Here is a 16,318-nt window from a genome sequence, read left to right as displayed (position 1 = left end):
TGGGTTCAGTGGTAGTAGCCGGGGCCGCGCAGGTTGGCGTGGTCGTCCGGCAGCAGCGGCAGGTTGGCTTGAGCCAGCGGCAGGCTTTCCAGGCCCTGGCACAGGATCGATTCGAGGCTCTTGTAGCTGCACGCGCCGAGGCTGAGGGCGCGTCGGCAGGCCAGCTCCAAGCGCACTTCGCCATGAGTCTTGCCCAGGCGCAGGATGCCCAGGCAGGCCCGGTAGCCCTGCTGCGGATGGATGCGCCGTTCGAGGATGTGCCGGATCACGCCGGCGGTGTTCGGCCCGGTCTGCTCGGCCCAGCGGATCAGCCGCTGCGGCGTCCACTCGGCATGCTCGCGATGGCTCTTGGGCATGTGCTCGGCCTGCGTGCTGTGCCTGCCCTTGTGCATTGAGCGCAGGTGGCTGGCCACTCGCTGGTTGGCGTGGAAACACTCGACGGTGCGCGCCGTCAGGCGCACCTCCAGCTGCTTCTTCACCAGTTGATACGGCACCGAGTAGTAATGCCCATCGACCTCGACGTGGTAGTCGATGTGCACCCGCGCCTTCTTCCACTCGGCGTAGACGTAGGGTTGCACCGGCAGGGGCGCAGCGCCGGACGATCCAGGCTGTCGAAGGCCGTCTGGCGCGAGCCCGGCAGCTTCTTGAACGGGCGTTGGTTGAGCCGCTCCAGCAACACGGAGATGGCGCTGTTGAGTTCGTCCAAGGAGAAGAACTGACGGTTGCGCAGGGCCGCGAGGATCCAACGCTCGACCACCTGCACGCCGACTTCGGCCTTGGCCTTGTCGCGCGGTTTGCGTGCCCGCGCCGGCACCACCGCCACTCCGTAGTGCTCGGCCAGGTCGCGGTAGCTGGGGTTGATGTCCGGCTCGTAACGATGGGCCTTGCTTACCGCGCTGCGCAGGTTGTCCGGCACCACGATCTCCGGCACGCCGCCGAGGAAGGCAAAGCAGCGGGCATGGGAGCCTAGCCAGTCCGGCAGCTGCTGCGACCAGGTGGCTTCGGCGAAGGTGTAGCTGGACGCGCCGAGCACTGCGATGAACACCTGCGCCTGGCGGATCTCGCCGCTGTGGCGATCGATAACCGGCACCGTCTGGCCGGCATAGTCGACGAACAGCTTCTCGCCGACGCGGTGCTCCTGACGCATCACCACGTCCAACTTGCCCTGCCAGGCTCGGTAATGCTCACAGAACCAGCTGTACTGAAAGCCCTGCGGCTGGCTCAGGCGGTACTCCTGCCAGAGCAGCGCCAGGGTCACCCCGGGGCGGCGCAGTTCGGCATGCACCCATGCCCAATCGGGTAAAGGCCGCTTCTCGCTGGCAACCGCCGGGGCCGGCGGGAACAGTTGCTGCTCCAACTCGGCATCGGACAACGAACAGGGCCAACTGAGACCACTGGCGGCAAAACGATTGAGGTAGTCGCCGACGGTGACACGACCGACCTGCACGCTGACCGCAATCTGGCGAGCTGATAGTCCGACCTCGAACTTGAGACGTAGTACTTCGCGAATCTTACGCATGGATAAACGCTCCACGACGACCTCTCTGCTTCGAAAAAGAGGTCGATGGTAGTGAAGAAATCCTGCGTAGCTGCCTGCCCGGTTGAGTGGCCGGATGGCCGTGGAATCAGTGGCCGGATGCGCGTGGAATGGGTGGCCGGATCAGCGTGGAATCGGTGGTCAGATGTTCATGGAATGGGTGGCCAGATGACCGTGGAATCCGCAGTCACTGCTCAGGTCATCGAGTTCGTCTTTGTCATACAGGGTGAAGAGCCAGAACTGCAGACCGCGGAGCCAGTAGTAGTAAATCACCCGAACGCCACCTCGCTTCCCCTTGTTGCGCCTGACCGATCCGAAACGGACCTTCCGTAGACCACCGCTGTTGGCGATGACTGCGCCTGCCTCCGGGTTGGCCAAGAGCATCTGCTGGAATAGCGAGTACTCGTCGTCATCCAGGTGGACTTTTCGGTTGCGCTCAAGGGTGACAGCTCAACGAACAATGCTTTCATATGTGTACGCTATTTGCGTATGTTTAATGGTGGCTATCTTCTTGTCAAGAAATGAGCAGGTGGCCAGATATAAGAAATGCGGCAGCCTGGCTGGGCTGCCGCTAAGACGCTCTTCTGAGAGGGCTCGCCGCGAGGGGGAGATCTAGTGCCTGGGGCGATCAGGCGATTTCCTTCTGTGATGTGTGATCCGGCAGCAACGCCTGGCTTTCCGCCGGGCTCACCCGCCCGATAAACCGCGCCAATTGTTCGGTCGGTTCGCCTTCGCGCCTTACCAAGTAGGTGGTTAGCATCGATGCGCAGCCGTCTAGCGGCCTGGCCACGACGTCCGGATTGTTGAGTTCGTTGATGCGCGCCAGGCTGGAGAAACCCAGGCCGTAACCCGCGGCCACCAACGCCATCATCAGATCCAGGGTTGGAACGCGGTCGGCAATAGTCAGTCGCGTATCTACGGCGCCAAGCACCCGCTGCAACTGTTGCCAGAAACCTTCGCAAACTTGCGGATCGCAAAGGACTAACGGGTAGCGCACCACCTCGTTGAGCGGCACGCGCCGGTAGCTCAGCAGTGGGTGGCGCGCAGGTACCGCCACAACCAGTGGGTCGAACCAGACCGGCTCGGCCACCAGCCCATCGCCAACCTCTTCGGACTGTGCAAGCCCGATGTCGTACAGGTCGTCGCTCAGGCCTCTGACCTGTTCGCTAAAGGTGACTTCCGACAGACAGATTTCGACTTCCGGTTCTTCCTCGCGACACTGGGCGAGCAGGGCCGCCAGGCGCGCCTGGGGAATACCGTCGGACAGTGCTACGCGAATACGCCCACGGTAGCCGGCCGCTGCGCTCTTGACGCTGGCCTTGGCCTGGTCGACCACGGCCAGCACCCGGCGCGCTTCTTCCAAGAGCACCTTGCCGGCCCAGGTCAGGCGCGTGCGCCGAGTGGTGCGCTCGAACAGCTGGACGCCCAGGCGGTACTCCAGCTCCTTGATGATCCGCGATAGGGGCGACTGTTCGATATGCAGGCGCGCGGCGGCACGCGCAAAGTGCAGTTCTTCTGCGACGGCGATGAAACAGCGAAGGTGGCGCAGTTCCACGGCCTTTCCTCCGTCAGTTGTAGGGTTCGGCTTGCACGTCGCCGTTCCAGGTTGGCTGGCGACGCAGGTTGACGATCTGCAGCAGGGCGCCCAGCGCGGCGACACCACCGGCGCTGGCGGCCAGGGTCCAGGTGGGCATCTGCAACAGCAGCACGAAGCCGCCGGCCGCGGCGCCGATGGCGCTGCCCAAGTAGAGCGCCGACTCGTTCAGGGCGATGGCCAGGTTGCCGTCGCCTTGGGCCTGGCGCGCCAGGATCAGCTCGTTGTTCTGCGGCACCTGCAGCGCCCAGCCGACCGCGCCCCACAGGGCGATGGGCAGCATCACCAGCCAGGTGCTGAGGGCAGCAGCTAGCGGCAGTACAAACAGTGACACGGCGAGGATCAGCATGATGGCGAAGGTCAGCACCGGGCCCTTGATGCGATCCACCAGCGGGCCAATCAGGAAGCTGCCCAGCACGCCGCCGATGCCCCAGACCCACAGATAGGGCGTGACCGAACGCACCGCGCCGTAGGCTGGGTCAGCCAGCAGCGGGGCGATGAAGGTGTACATGCCCAGGCTGGCGATGGCGGCCAGCAGCGAGACCAGCAGGATGACCAGCACATGGCCATCGCCGAGGATCGCCAGCTTCTGGCCAAGCGTGGTGGCGGTGGCTGCCGGTAGGGACGGGAGCTTCAGCAGCAGGCCAAAGAAGGCCACCAGGCCGAGCACAGTGACCAGCCACAGGGCGGCTTGCCAGCCGAGCTGTTCGGCGATCAACAGGCTGAGCGGCACGCCCAGCACCACGCCGCTGGCCATACCGCCCATGATGATGGCGATGGCCTTGCCGCGGCGCTCCGGGGTGGACACGGCGGCCGAGGCGCCGATGCCCATGGCCAGGTAGACACCGGCGCCGATACCGGCGATGGCGCGCCAGACCATCAGCGCGGTAAAGCTCTCGGCCAGCGCGCTGGCGGCGTTGGCGATGACGAACAGGCCCAGGGCCAGCAGCAGGCCGGCGCGCTGGCGATGCGCCGGCGTCAGGGCGACGAAGATCGGCGAACCCAGTCCGTAGGCCAGGGTGAAGGCGGTGACCAGTTGTGCGGCCACCGCGACGGAGACTGCGAACGAGGCCTCGATCATCGGGATCAACCCGGCGGTGACGTAGGAGGCCATACCGAGGGCAAAGGCCCCCAGCGCTATGAGGTAGATGGGTGATTGGTTGGGTGTGTGCATGCTCGGACTCGCTTGCGTTGCAGGAACGCGTGGGTGGTACAGCGAATGGATGCGGCCCCGCACCGGGGCCGCATCCGGTTGGGGACTAGAGTTCGAGGCTGACGTCGTACTCGTTCAGCCAGGTGTTGAGGCCGACCGCCAGCTCCATGCCCATGCGTTCGTACATGGGCGAGACACCGCCGAGCGGCTTGGCCAAGGTTTGCTGGATACGGCCGCTGTCGAGCAGGGGCGTCACCGGCGCATTGCGATCCGCCTGGATGGCGGCCAGGGCGTCACGCAGCGCCTGCTCGTAGGCCGGATCCTGCGTCGAGGGGTAGGGGCTCTTGACCCGCTCGCTGATCGATTCGGGCAGCAGGTCGCGGGTCGCCGCGCGCAGGATGCTTTTCTCCCGCCCGTCGAAGGCCTTCATCGCCCAGGGGATGTTGAAGGCGTACTCGACCAGGCGGTGGTCGCAGAACGGCACCCGCACCTCGAGGCCGACGGCCATGCTCATGCGATCCTTGCGGTCGAGCAGGGTCTGCACGAAGCGGGTCAGGTTGACGTAGCTCATCTGCCGCATGCGCTGGTGCCACCGCGCTTTCGCCGGGCAGTACAGGCGCCTCGGCGTTGGCTTGGACGTAGCTGTCGCGCAGGAAGCTCTGCATGTCCAACTGGGCCAGCAGGCCCGGGTCTAAGAGGGTCTTGCCGTCGAAGTACTTGCCGGTGACCGAGGTCAGCCAGGGGAAGGTGTCGGCCTGGATCGCCTCCGGATCGTGGAACCAGCGGTAGCCGCCGAACACCTCGTCCGCGCTCTCGCCGGACAGCGCCACCGTCGAGTGCTTGCGCACCTCCTGGAACAGCCGGTAGAGCGATGGCCACATGTCGCCCCAGAACGCCGGTGGCAGGTCGAGGGCGCGAACGATCTGTGCCCGCAGCGCCGGATCGGCTAGCTCGCGACTGTCGAGGACGATCTCCTGGTGGCTGGAGCGGATCTTCTCCACCAGGTCGCGCACGAAGGGCGCATCCGGGGTGCCGCGCACGGCGTCGCCGGTGAAGCCGCTGCCGTGATCGACGAAGTCGACGGAGAAGGAGCGGATGTTCTCCTTGCCGGCGGCCAGCAGCTTCTTCGATGCCAGCGCGGTGATGATCGAGGAGTCGAGGCCGCCGGAGAGAAGGCTGCACAGCGGCACGTCGGCGACGATCTGGTGATCGACGATGTCCTCCAGCAGGTCGCGGGTGTGGCGGATGGTCTCGTCCAGCGTGTGTTCGTGCTCGCGTGCCTCCAGCTTCCAGTAGTGTCGGCGACCCAGGCCCTGGCGGTGGATGCGCACGATCTCGCCTGGCATCACCTCGCGCATGCCGTCGAACACGGCATGGCCCGGCGTCTTCACCATCTCCAGGATCTCGCGCAGGCCGTCTGCACGCACCTTGCGCGGTACCAGCGGGTTGGCCAGCAGCGCCTTGGGCTCGGAGCCGAACACCACACCGTCCGTGGTGGGGAAGTAATACAGCGGCTTGACGCCCATGCGGTCGCGGATCAGCAGCAGTTCCTGCGAGCGCAGGTCCCAGATGGCGAAGGCATACATGCCGTTGAGCCGCTCGACGAAGGCCTCGCCCCATTCGACATAGGCACGCAGCACCACCTCGGTGTCGCTGCGGGTCTCGAAACGGTGGCCAAGTCGTTGCAGTTCGGTGCGCAGCTCGCGGAAGTTGTAGACCTCGCCGCTGTAGGTGATCGCGGCAACCTCGCGCGGGCCTCCGTGCATCGCCGTCATCGGCTGGCGACCGCCCTCCAGGTCGATGATCGACAGGCGCCGATGACCCAGGCCGACCGGGCCATCGATCCACAGCCCGCCGGCATCCGGCCCGCGTAGGGCCATGGTGTCGGTCATGCGCTGCAGGGTGTCGCGTTGCGTTTCCAGATTCTGGCTGTAGGACAGCCATCCAGTGATTCCACACATAATCGTTCTCCTTGTGATTGGGTTACCCGAGGCTTTCCAGGTCGCTGTCCTCGGCCAGCAGCACGCGCGTCTCGCCATGGGCGTAGCGCGCCGGTGCTGGGGTTTGGGCATGGGTTTCCAGGTCATTGAGCAGTCGCTGCAGCGCCACGGCGGTATCAAGGCCGGCGAAGGGCTGGCGGGGCGGTTCCTTTAGCGCCACGGCGCGCACCACCTGCCGGCACAGCCGCGAGAGCTTGTGCAGGGTGTTCAGGCCAGGCTCGTCGGGGGCGGTGGCGAACGCGTGCAGCAGCTCCTCGACGCCGTTGGCGCCGCGCGTCCAGATGCGCAACTGGTCGTGATCCCAGCGTGGGGTGTCGAAGATCAGGCGTGCATGGATCAGTCGGGCGTCGCGGTCGACGAAGCTGAAATCCACAGTGCGCTGGCGCGCGATGTTGACGAAGCTGGCGTAGCCGGTGACCCGCGCCTCGCCCAGACTGGCGGTGAGCTGCACGGTGTCGAGCACCTCTGCGCCGGAGATCGAGAAATCCGAGCGCACGCCGAGCACGCCATCGAGCCGGAGCTGGCCGGCGCGCGGGCAGACCCAGCCGAGCAGATCCAGGGCATGGATCACCTCGCTGGTCACGCCGCAGGTCGGGCGGTAGTCGTTGATGCGGCCCTTGCCCCAATGGAAGCTGGCCCGCACCAGTGCCAGTCGTGGCGCTCGACCCACTCGCGCAACTGCCGGGTCGCGTCCGAGTAGCGCTCCACCAGATCCAGGGCAAAGCCGCCGACCTGCTCCAGCGCACCGAGCAGCTCGGCCAGATCGTCACTGGGCGTGACCAGCGGCTTCTCGCAGAGCACGAAGCCCCGGTAGCCGGCCAGTTGCTTGAGCACGGGCGCATGGCTGTGGTCGTTGACGCTGACCACCACGATGTCCGGCTCGAACACCTGCAGAGCCCGGTCGACGCTGTCGAAGTAGGGCAACTCGGTCGTCTTCTGGCTGCGCCCGACATAGGCCAGCGACAGCGGCAGGCCGGTGCTTGTGGCGATATGCTCGAAGGCGCGGCGGTAGCGGTTGCCGGCGTAGCCCAGGCCGATGATCAGGATCTTCATGCCGAGGCCTCCTGGCGGATCAGCAGGCGCTCATCGCTGGCGGCGAAGCCCAGGGCCTGGTAAAGCGTGCTGGCCGCCGCGGTGCTCTGCAGCACCACGCAGCCGACGCCGCGGTTGGCAAACCAGCGCAGCAGGTGCTGCATCAGGCTGCCGGGCGATACCGCGACCGCGCCACTGCGGCTCCACCACCACCGACTGCACCCAGCCGGACAGGCCGTTGAGGCAGCCCGGCGCCGGCGCGCGTTGGTCGATGATGGCCGTCGCGCAGCCCAGAACCTGGCCGGATTCCTTGTGCTCGGCGGCGAGGATCTGCACGCAGTCGCTGTCGTTCAGGCGGCTATTCAGCCAGGTGCGGTAGGCCACCCGCCAGCGCGCCGCGTCCTCCGGCGTATTGCTCGAATAGCTGGCGTTGGTGCCGTCCAGCAGATACGCGCGCAGCTCCACCAAACGGGCCAGGTCGGCCTGGTTCGCCGGACGTACTGTGAAGAAGGACTGTTCCATCTCAGGCCACCTCCGCAGCAAACACCTCGGACGCCAGTGGGATGCTGAAGTAGTCGAAGGTCTCGCGCAGCGACACCGCCAGATGTTCGATCTGCGCATCGCTGTGGTTCGGCGTAGCGTTGACCCGGAAGCGCTCCGTCCCTACCGGCACGGACGGATAGTTGATCGGCTGCAGGTACACACCATGGTTATGCAGCAGGCGTTCGGCCGCTGCCTTGCAGCGCTTGGCTTCACCTACCCGCACCGGTAGCACGTGGGTCTGCGAGCAGGGCATCACCGGCACGTCATGGTGCTTGAGCCGCTCGCGCAGCTTGGCGGTCTGGGCATGCAGGCGATCACGCTCGGTACTGCTGGCCTTGAGGTGCTCGACGCTGGCCGGCAGCCTGCGGTGATGGCCGGCGGCAGTGAGGTCGTGAAGATGAAACCTGTGGCGAAGGAGCGCACCGCATCGACGATCACCTGGGTCGAGGCGATATAGCCGCCGATTACACCGATGGCCTTGGCCATGGTGCCCTGGATGATGTCGACCTGATCGGCTACGCCCAGCTCGGCGGCGATACCGGCGCCGCGCGGGCCGTACATGCCCACTGCATGCACCTCGTCGAGGTAGGTGAGGGCGTTGTAGCGCTTGGCGATCGCAACGATCTCGGCGATTGGGGCAATGTCCCCATCCATCGAGTAGATCGACTCGAACACCACAATCTTCGGCTGACCCAGCGGGTAGCTGGCGAGAATCTGCTCCAGATGCTCGACATCGTTATGGCGGAAGATCTTGCGCTCGTTGGGCGTGGAGCGAATGCCGTTGACGATGGAGGCGTGGTTTAGCTCATCGCTGATCACCACGCAGTCGGGGATGCGCCGCAGCAGGCACTGGAGGGTGGCATCGTTGGAGCCAAAGCCGGTGGGGAAGACCAGCGCCGCTTCTTTGCAATGCCAGTCGGCCAGGCTCGCCTCCAGGCTGGCATACAGCTCGTGCGAGCCACCGATATTGCGCGATCCGCCGGAGCCGGCGCCGTAGGTCTCCAGCGCGTCGTGCATTTGCTCGCGTACGGCGGGGTGTTGTGACATGCCGAGGTAGTCGTTGCTGCACCAGACCACCACCGGTTCTTGCTCACGGCCATCCAGTTTGGCCAGCGGGTACTGGCCGCAGATGCGGCTGAGGGTGGTGAAGGTGCGGTACTGGTTGGAGGACTTCAATGTCTCCAGTTGTTCCCGAAGAAGGGCTTGGTACATCCGTTTATCTCCTTAGCAAATGGGTGACACGTCTCTGCTGACTTCCTCATCTAGCGAGAGCCCTGGCTCGGGCATTCGCGGCCAGGTCGGGGTATTCTTCTCGGGATTTATAGGGGTTACAATTTGACTGTTTATCCTAGTACTGGAGATAACCGGATGAGCGCGCCTCGCACAGCTGAACGCACCCGGGTAGAGCTGGCCGAATTCCTGCGTAGTCGCCGCGAACGAATTTCGCCGGCGGAGGTGGGGCTGCCTTCAGGTGGCCGGAGACGCACGCCTGGGCTGCGCCGCGAGGAAGTCGCGGCCCTGGCCGGGGTGGGTTTGTCCTGGTACACCTGGCTGGAGCAGGGGCGGGATATCAGCGTGTCCGCGACCTTCCTCGACAACCTTTCGCGCACGCTCAAGCTGGATGCCACCGAGCGTCGCCACCTGTTCCTGCTGGCTCACCAGCGTCTGCCGCCAGAGCCGGGCAAGACCTGGTGCACGGTACCAGCGCTGATTCATCGCCTGATGGGGGATCTGCCGTCTCGTCCGGCCTACGTGCTCAACCTGCGCTGGGATGTGCTGGCCTGGAACGCTGCGGCAGATCGGGTGTTCGGTTTCTCTGCGCTGCCGGCGACCGCCGCAACCTGTTGTGGATGCTGTTCACCAGCCCGACCATGCGCGAGTTGTTCAACCCTTGGGATGAGCAGGCGCTACAGATACTCTCCAGCTTCCGCCGCGACTTCGTGCGGGCGACCCAGGATCCGGATATCGCCGCGCTGGTGAAGGATCTGGAAAAGGCCTCGCCGGACTTCAGGGACTGGTGGCGGCAGCAGGACATCCACGGCCCGTGCCAGGGGATACGCCACCTGTACATCGAAGCAGTTGGCCAGGTGGTGTTCGAACACACCACGCTGACCATCGACGAGGACCGCCACCTGCGCCTGGTCTACTACGCGGCGAAGGAAGGCATGCCGCAAAGCCGAGACTTCGAGCAGTGGCTTCAGCAGGAGCCGGCGCTGGTATAAGCCCAAGCGCCGATTGCTCAACCAATCGACGGCCCGCGCTGGCGGCCGAGTTGCCAGGAGACGCTGTTGCCCTGAATCACTGCCGATACGCTCTGCCCGAGCCTCTGCTCGATCACCGGCTTCCACGGCACCAGGCTGAAGCCGATGCCATCATCGAGCAGGGCATAACGGCCGCTGGCCAACTGCACGCTACGTCGGTAGATCCCATTGACGCGCTGGCCATCGACTGCCGGGCGGTACTGCAGGCCCGTCTGCGCCGAGATCTCGCGCGCTACCGCGGTCAGCTCCCTTCCGCGCAAGGTGGCCAGCAGGTTGCGTGCGAGCACCACGCGTTGGCCCAGGCGTTCGGCCAGCCCCTGTTCCACCAGAAAGTCGGCACGCTGTCGCAACGCTTCACGCACCTCCTTGCCGAAGCCCTTGTCGATCAGCTCGCGGTTGCCGCCGATCAGTTGTTGGTCCAGCCAGGTCGCACCGAGGGCGCGCACTTGCTGCTCAAGGGGCTGCGGCGTGCGCAGCTCGACGGCGACGTCGCCCAGGCGGCGGGCGTCATGCTGCCGGCCTTGCTCGGGCAGATCGGCCGGCACCCGCCAGACGCCCTCGTCCAGCCGCTCGACGATACCGGCTCGGCGCAGGGCTTCCAGGCGCCGCACATGGCGCTCGACGAGTGCCTCGGGATCCTGTCCCTCGAATGCCTGTGATCGTGCCAGGGCCAGGTGGTGATCGCTGCGATACAGGCCGTCCGCAGCCAGCGAAGCAATCGAGCGATCCACCGCGCGCGGCTCGCTCAGGCTGCGTGTTTCCACCACGCCGCCGATGGGGTAGTCAGCCAGCTCCGCGCGGGCGGGCAGGGCCAGGTAATGCGCCTTGCCGTCGAGCCCGTCGACCACCAAATAGCCACGGTCGTTTAGCTCATCGGCCAGCCCCTTGGCCACGATCCGGCCGACCACCCCGGGAGTGCCCTTGCCCGGCTCGAAGACCGCCAGCTCGCGCTGCAGGCTACCCATGGCCCGCTGCATCGTACGCACGATATCGCCGCGCTCACCCATGGCGCGCAAGGTGGACTCAGCGTCCTCCCGCAGAAGCCATTGCCCGGGCCGAACTTCATGAGCCAGTTCAAACTTCTGCAACTGCTGCAAGCGGCCGATCAGCAGTTGCCGACGTGGGTGGTTGGCAAGTGTCTTCAGGCTCAGACCGCCGGCCAGGCGTTCGCGTAACAGGGTGCGATCCAGGCTGGTGAAACGCTCCTGCTGCACCTCGCGCTGCAGGCTCTGCTGGATCTCCAGCTCGGTACGCGGTCCCAGCCATTCGGTGGCCAGCTCCGAGGCGCGGTTGCGCATGCCCTCGGCGATGTAGTCGCGGGCGATCACCAGGTCCTTGCCGGTGTCGTCCTTGCCGCGCAGGACGATGTGGGTGTGCGGGTTATCGGTGTTCCAGTGATCGACCGCCACCCAGTCGAGGCGGGTGCCGAGGTCGGCCTCCATCCGGTCCATCAGGTGGCGGGTATAGGTGCGTAGGTTGTCGAGCTGCTCGGCATCCTCGGGCGAGACGATAAAGCGAAACTGGTGGCGGTCGTCCCGGCCACGTTCCTCGAACGCATTGAGGTCGGCCTGGTCGGTCAGTGGCCCATAGGCCTGGCCCGGATCGCCTTCGCGACTGACGCCGTCGCGCTCGATGTAACGCAGGTGGCTGAGCGTCGAGCGCTTGCCGGCCCGGCGCAGGTTTACCAGGCGCGCCTTGATGGTGACGCGACGGGCGTTGGACGGCAGTTGCTGCGCGCTGAAACGCGCGGCGACATGCCCGCGGCCGAGTCGTGCACCGGGCTGGTGGCTCGCCTTGCGCAGCTTGCCGGTGCCGGCCTTGTTGGCCTGGCGCAGCACCTGGTTGACGAAGGGTTGGCCGCGTTGCTGCGGCTTGCCCGGCTGCGGGCGAAAGCGCAATTCGTCGTCCTGACGACTTCCCTTGCTCATGTTTAGACTCCTCCAAGTTGATCGCAGTACGGCGTGTCAGGCACGCTTCTAAGCCAGTGTCGCTGTGGGGCGAACACGATTTCGGCACCTAGCGACGTAGGCTCTGTGTCGCCACCAACCCCCGTGCAGACTGCTTTCCGGGCCAACGAAGTGCCGCCCCCTTTTATCTTGCCCTCCGCTTTTTTCGTGCCTTTGCGCTGCTGAGTTGGGTAATCAGGAGAGGCGGGACGACGACTTCCAAAGCTCCTGGCCGGCAGGCGAGGGCAGAGGTATCTGCAGCCTGGCGGCGCGCGAGTGCGCACACCGAGCGCATGCAGTCGGCAGGTGGATCGACACGGAGAGGGTCTGTTCATCGACGCGACTCCAGCGACAAGGGCTGCGCCCGACCAATCATCGCGTCGGCAGACACCGGGCCGAAGTAGCGGCTGTCGAACGACGCCGGGTTGCTGCTGCTGAGCAGAAACAGCTCATCGCCAACCAGGCGCCGACAGGCCTGCCAGCTTGGCAGCGCGCGCCCCTGTCGATCCCACCTCATGCGCCTGGCAACCACGACGCCATCGATACGCACCTGACTGCCCAGAGCACATACCCGCTGCGGTGCCATCGCCGCCACGGTCTTCAACAGCGGCACGTTCGCCGGCAGATAGCCGCGCTGCGCCGACAGTGACCTCATCTCCGATGGCAGATCTACCAACACCAGATCTCCCGGCGCCAACGAGTTGGCCGGCGAAATGCGGTACCAGCCGACAGGCACGCTGTCGGATGCGTTGTAGACCAGTCGTGGTGGCGACGTCGCAATTGCTGCCCAACCCAGGGCAAACAAGCTGCAGGCGAACAGCGCCAGTGGCCACCGTACGCCGAGAGCACCCAGCGTCATGTCGTAGCCTCCGGAAACTGCCGCTCCAGCACTTCGCGCAGCATCTCTGCCATGGTTACGCCACGGTCGAAGGCCGCCAGCTTGATGCGCGTACGCAGTGCTGGCGTGACATCCAATGTCAGGCGGGCGCTATAGCGCTCGACCTTGCCGTTGTCGATTCCAGCGCCTTGGCGTATCCAGGCTTCGGCCTGCGGATCGGCCAGTGGACGTGCACCGATACCGATGCGCTTGCTTCTCATGGCGACCACCTCAGCAACTCGTCGACTAGGCTGCTGACCTCGCGTGCAGCAGCGCTATCCGGTGCCAGTTCGCGTGCCAGGCGACCGGCTGCCACGCTCTCGGCGAAGACGATGCGTTGGCGCACTTCGGCTTGCAGTGCTGGTAGCGGTTGGTCGGCCAAGGCGCCGCGCGCTTCGCGGCCGATCACCGTGGTGCTGACGCGGCGGTTGATGGCAAACGCCGCGCGCAGCGTGGGCCTGAAGACCTGCGCCTCGCGGATCAGGTTGACCATCTCCGCGCTGGCCCACAGGTCGTAGGGGCTAGGCTGCACCGGGATCAACACGCGATCCGCTGCCAGCAGCGCCGAGCGGGCGAGGGCGGCGATGCGCGGTGGTCCGTCGATGATCACGTGATCGGCGCGACGAGCCAGCTCCGGTGCTTCCTGGTGCAGCGTTTCGCGCGCCAGGCCGACGGCGCTGAACAATCTCGGCAAACCTTGCTGGCTGCGCCGTTGTGTCCAGTCCAGTGCCGAGCCCTGTGGGTCGGCATCGAACAGGATGACGTTCTTTCCACGCAGGGCCAGTTCGCCGGCGATATGGGTGGCGAGGGTGGTCTTGCCCACCCCGCCTTTCTGGTTGAGAAGGGCGACGATCATGGCCGGATCTCCCCGGCCAGACTGCCCTGATCAGCACCTGTCCACACATAGGCGCTGCCCCAATAACAAGTTAGAGCTTTTAAGTTAGTTAAGTTAAGGGGAGCTGAAAGCCGCGCCAGTCGTGGCCTGTAGCGGAGTCCGTGCGCCTGATAGCACGATGGGGATGCGCCTGATAGCACGAGCCCGGTTGCGCCTGATAGCACGACTGCATTCACAGCTTTTCCGCAAGTTATCCCCGTGCCGTTTACGGCACGCGCCGGAAGGCGAGCAGCTCGGTCGATGGGGGCAGGTGAACGACCTCCAGGCGATACCCTGGAAGTGGCTGCCGGGCGACCAGAGCACGCACATCCAAAGCAAAGTCCGAATAGCGCGCAGAGCTGCCGGATTTGCGGTACAGGTGGCGAAAGTCGAACTGCCAGCCGTCCTCCTGCTTGCCGCCGTGCTTTCGCACCAGACGGTACAGCCAGCGCTCGATGCCGCCAGTGAGGCGAAAGTAGGCCGGGTCGATGGTCAGCACCAGGGCCTGATCCAGAACCCCGCTGTAGAACCAGTCCGGCAGGATCAGCTCGATACCCAGTGGCCGGCCATCCGCCGCGGCCAGCTCCTTCCACTCGTTGATCCAGGAGAAACGATGCAGGCGCCGGCCAGTGGTCTCGCGGATCGAGGTAGCTACGCTGGTCGACTGCAGCCGATCCAGCGCCGCTTTCAGGCGCTGGTAGTCGCGCAGCGAGGTGCCGCGGCCGATGAAGCGCAGGATCTGGAAAGGCGTTGCACGCATCAGTCGGGAAGTGGGGATGCCCGCATCGCGCGCCTCGACAAGCTGGCTGGCCGCCCAGATCAGGATGTCGGCATCCCAGATCGTGGCGATGCCATGCTCCAGCGTGCCCTCCACGCGCACCGTCACCTCGCCCGAGCGAAAGTCGATCGGCACGGTTCTGCGCGACTTGGCCAGCGAGAAGAACGGATGCGCCATCAGATCCTGGGCATCGCGTGGCGCCATATCTCCCGGCAGGGCGCGGAACAGATCCAGTTGCTCGCTCTGCGAAGTCAAATCGAGATGCCGACAATTCATAGGCGAAGGTTTCACTGATCATCACGCTGCGCTCCCGGGTGGCGGTCGATGTACTCGGGATCGAAGGTGGTCTCGAAGCTGCGCTCACCGGCCCAAGACTCGAGATCGGCGAGCGCGTACATCACCCGCCGGCCGAACTTGTGAAAGCGCGGCCCGCCGCCGATCACTCGCTGCTTCTCCAGCGTGCGCGGCGAAAGCCGCAGGAAGGCCGCGGCTTCGTTGTTGGTGAGGTAGCGAGGGGCAGGGCTGGCCTGTGGCGCTTGCGCATCAATAGCTCCCTCCACGGGTCGCATGGCATGCGTCGTCGGCCCGGCCTTGCGGTGCAGCGGGGCACCGAGATCGATGCGACGCGGGTGATGGGAAAGATTGGTTGAGTGCGACATGGTGTGTCCTCCGTTGACGTGGGAGGTGCACCGTGCGGCAGCCATCGCGCTCGATCATGCCCGGTTGGGTCTGGGCGAATGCGCAGGCAGGAGGGGCGAGGATTGATACCGGGAAGGTCTGGACGCTGACCGTGTACGCCCATTTACGCGCTTCACTGGCCACAGTGCCCAAGCTCGCCAAGCTCCACGCGCGAAGCCTACAGATTTACGGGCCTACGGCTTTCCACAAAACCGGAAAACCGCATCGGCGGATTTCCGTAAATCCGTGAAAGCGTAAATCCGCTTCCCCACCAATCCGTAAATCCGTGGATACGGATCGACGGATTTGGGTAAAACCGTAAGACCGTAACGGTCTCAATCAGCTGGCGGCACAACGTGGTTGTTCCAGGCTGATCGCCGGGGGCGCGCCCCCGTGCATCAGCCTTCCGGGTGGGGCGCGCGGGTGGCTGGCAGGACAGGGGCGCAAAAAACAAGGCACCGGGTCGCCCCGGTGCCTTCCGCTGGTTTAGCGATTCCAGAAAACATGCACCTGCTCGAGGCCGGTCTCCAAAGTGAACAGGTCGCCGCTGTATTCCATATCGCGGGCCATGGCGTGGTAATCGATGTACATGGCCAGGTGCGGCGGAATGCTGGTGGTTTCCTCGGTCAGCTCCTGGGCGTAGTCGGCCAGCGAGCTGTAGCAGCCGCAGTAATCCTCCTCGGCCGCCTTGCGCGCCTGCTCCAGGTCATTGAAGTGAGCGAGCAGGGCGCCGCCGAACTCGGGGTATTCCTCGATGAAACACGCAATCTCATGGGCGTTCTCGAGGCCCTCATACTCGCCAAGTCGGTAGCCGTCGAAGCCCTCGAAGTCGTGGATGGCATACTCCTCCGCGCCCTCGACCGGCGAGGCCGCCAGCATGGCGTCGACCTGCGCTTGGATATCGTCAAGCTCCAAGGTGGCATCGATCCAGACGCCATTCAGATGACCGGCGTTGTAGGCGGCCAGGTCAGCAACGTAGATCCTGATTTCTTCGCTCATGGCTTTCGCTCCTTCGTCTTCAGGGTTCTGCGCTTGCGCTGCGCAT

Annotated in this window: 9 protein-coding genes and 7 pseudogenes; 1 reads left to right on the top strand and 15 read right to left on the bottom strand. The window is 65.2% G+C overall.

The annotated features are described in order from the left end of the window. Window positions 1-5: 5 nt before the first annotated feature. The 8 genes and pseudogenes from istA to hemA form a co-directional block, all read right to left on the bottom strand. A pseudogene (istA, locus tag PVE35_RS16055) lies at window positions 6-1,519 on the bottom strand (IS21-like element IS1491 family transposase). Between the two features lie 159 nt (window positions 1,520-1,678). Further along, window positions 1,679-2,007: pseudogene (locus PVE35_RS16050) on the bottom strand (toxin). Between the two features lie 158 nt (window positions 2,008-2,165). Next, on the bottom strand, window positions 2,166-3,092 hold the full coding sequence (locus tag PVE35_RS16045; protein ID WP_277372376.1) for a LysR family transcriptional regulator: 927 nt from the start codon (window positions 3,090-3,092) through the stop codon (window positions 2,166-2,168). 13 nt (window positions 3,093-3,105) lie between these two features. Next, window positions 3,106-4,305: an MFS transporter gene (locus PVE35_RS16040; protein ID WP_277372375.1), complete on the bottom strand. Its 1,200-nt coding sequence runs from the start codon at window positions 4,303-4,305 to the stop codon at window positions 3,106-3,108. 85 nt (window positions 4,306-4,390) lie between these two features. Beyond that, window positions 4,391-6,245, bottom strand: a pseudogene (asnB, locus tag PVE35_RS16035) (asparagine synthase (glutamine-hydrolyzing)). Window positions 6,246-6,267: 22 nt separating this feature from the next. Beyond that, window positions 6,268-7,337: pseudogene (locus PVE35_RS25470) on the bottom strand (Gfo/Idh/MocA family oxidoreductase). Next, window positions 7,334-7,838: pseudogene (locus PVE35_RS16020) on the bottom strand (GNAT family N-acetyltransferase). The pseudogenes PVE35_RS25470 and PVE35_RS16020 overlap by 4 nt, the downstream one beginning before the upstream one ends. A gap of 1 nt (window position 7,839) precedes the next feature. Then, window positions 7,840-9,071, bottom strand: a pseudogene (hemA, locus tag PVE35_RS16010) (5-aminolevulinate synthase). Window positions 9,072-9,227: 156 nt separating this feature from the next. On the opposite strand from hemA, the pseudogene PVE35_RS16005 reads away from it, so the two are divergent. Continuing rightward, a pseudogene (locus tag PVE35_RS16005) lies at window positions 9,228-10,081 on the top strand (helix-turn-helix transcriptional regulator). Between the two features lie 17 nt (window positions 10,082-10,098). On the opposite strand, the gene PVE35_RS16000 reads toward PVE35_RS16005, so the two are convergent. The 7 genes from PVE35_RS16000 to PVE35_RS15970 all read right to left on the bottom strand — a co-directional run bounded on the left by PVE35_RS16000 (window position 10,099) and on the right by PVE35_RS15970 (window position 16,272). After that, a complete protein-coding gene (locus PVE35_RS16000) occupies window positions 10,099-12,048 on the bottom strand; it encodes a relaxase/mobilization nuclease and DUF3363 domain-containing protein (protein ID WP_277372371.1) in 1,950 nt (649 codons plus the stop codon). A gap of 349 nt (window positions 12,049-12,397) precedes the next feature. Beyond that, on the bottom strand, window positions 12,398-12,925 hold the full coding sequence (locus PVE35_RS15995) for a S26 family signal peptidase (RefSeq protein ID WP_074915919.1): 528 nt from the start codon (window positions 12,923-12,925) through the stop codon (window positions 12,398-12,400). After that, entirely contained in the window at window positions 12,922-13,164 is a 243-nt protein-coding gene (locus PVE35_RS15990; protein ID WP_074915917.1) for a hypothetical protein, read from the bottom strand. The genes PVE35_RS15995 and PVE35_RS15990 overlap by 4 nt, the downstream gene beginning before the upstream one ends. After that, window positions 13,161-13,799 carry a ParA family partition ATPase gene (gene parA / locus PVE35_RS15985; RefSeq protein WP_277372370.1) on the bottom strand — a complete coding sequence of 213 codons (639 nt, stop codon included), beginning with the start codon at window positions 13,797-13,799 and terminating at the stop codon, window positions 13,161-13,163. The genes PVE35_RS15990 and parA overlap by 4 nt, the downstream gene beginning before the upstream one ends. 244 nt (window positions 13,800-14,043) lie before the next feature. After that, window positions 14,044-14,871, bottom strand: a complete 828-nt coding sequence (locus PVE35_RS15980; RefSeq protein ID WP_277372369.1) for a replication initiator protein A — start codon at window positions 14,869-14,871, stop codon at window positions 14,044-14,046. 11 nt (window positions 14,872-14,882) lie between these two features. Continuing rightward, window positions 14,883-15,254, bottom strand: coding sequence for a helix-turn-helix domain-containing protein (locus tag PVE35_RS15975; RefSeq protein ID WP_346772056.1), 372 nt, complete (start codon window positions 15,252-15,254; stop codon window positions 14,883-14,885). 505 nt (window positions 15,255-15,759) lie between these two features. Further along, on the bottom strand, window positions 15,760-16,272 hold the full coding sequence (locus tag PVE35_RS15970; RefSeq protein WP_074915907.1) for an antirestriction protein ArdA: 513 nt from the start codon (window positions 16,270-16,272) through the stop codon (window positions 15,760-15,762). Window positions 16,273-16,318 lie beyond the last annotated feature (46 nt).

The organism is Pseudomonas sp. AA-38 (assembly GCF_029457475.1).
In the GTDB taxonomy this organism is placed as follows: domain Bacteria; phylum Pseudomonadota; class Gammaproteobacteria; order Pseudomonadales; family Pseudomonadaceae; genus Aquipseudomonas.
Note: the sequence above shows the minus strand (reverse complement) of the source record. Positions and strands in the feature narration are given on the sequence as shown.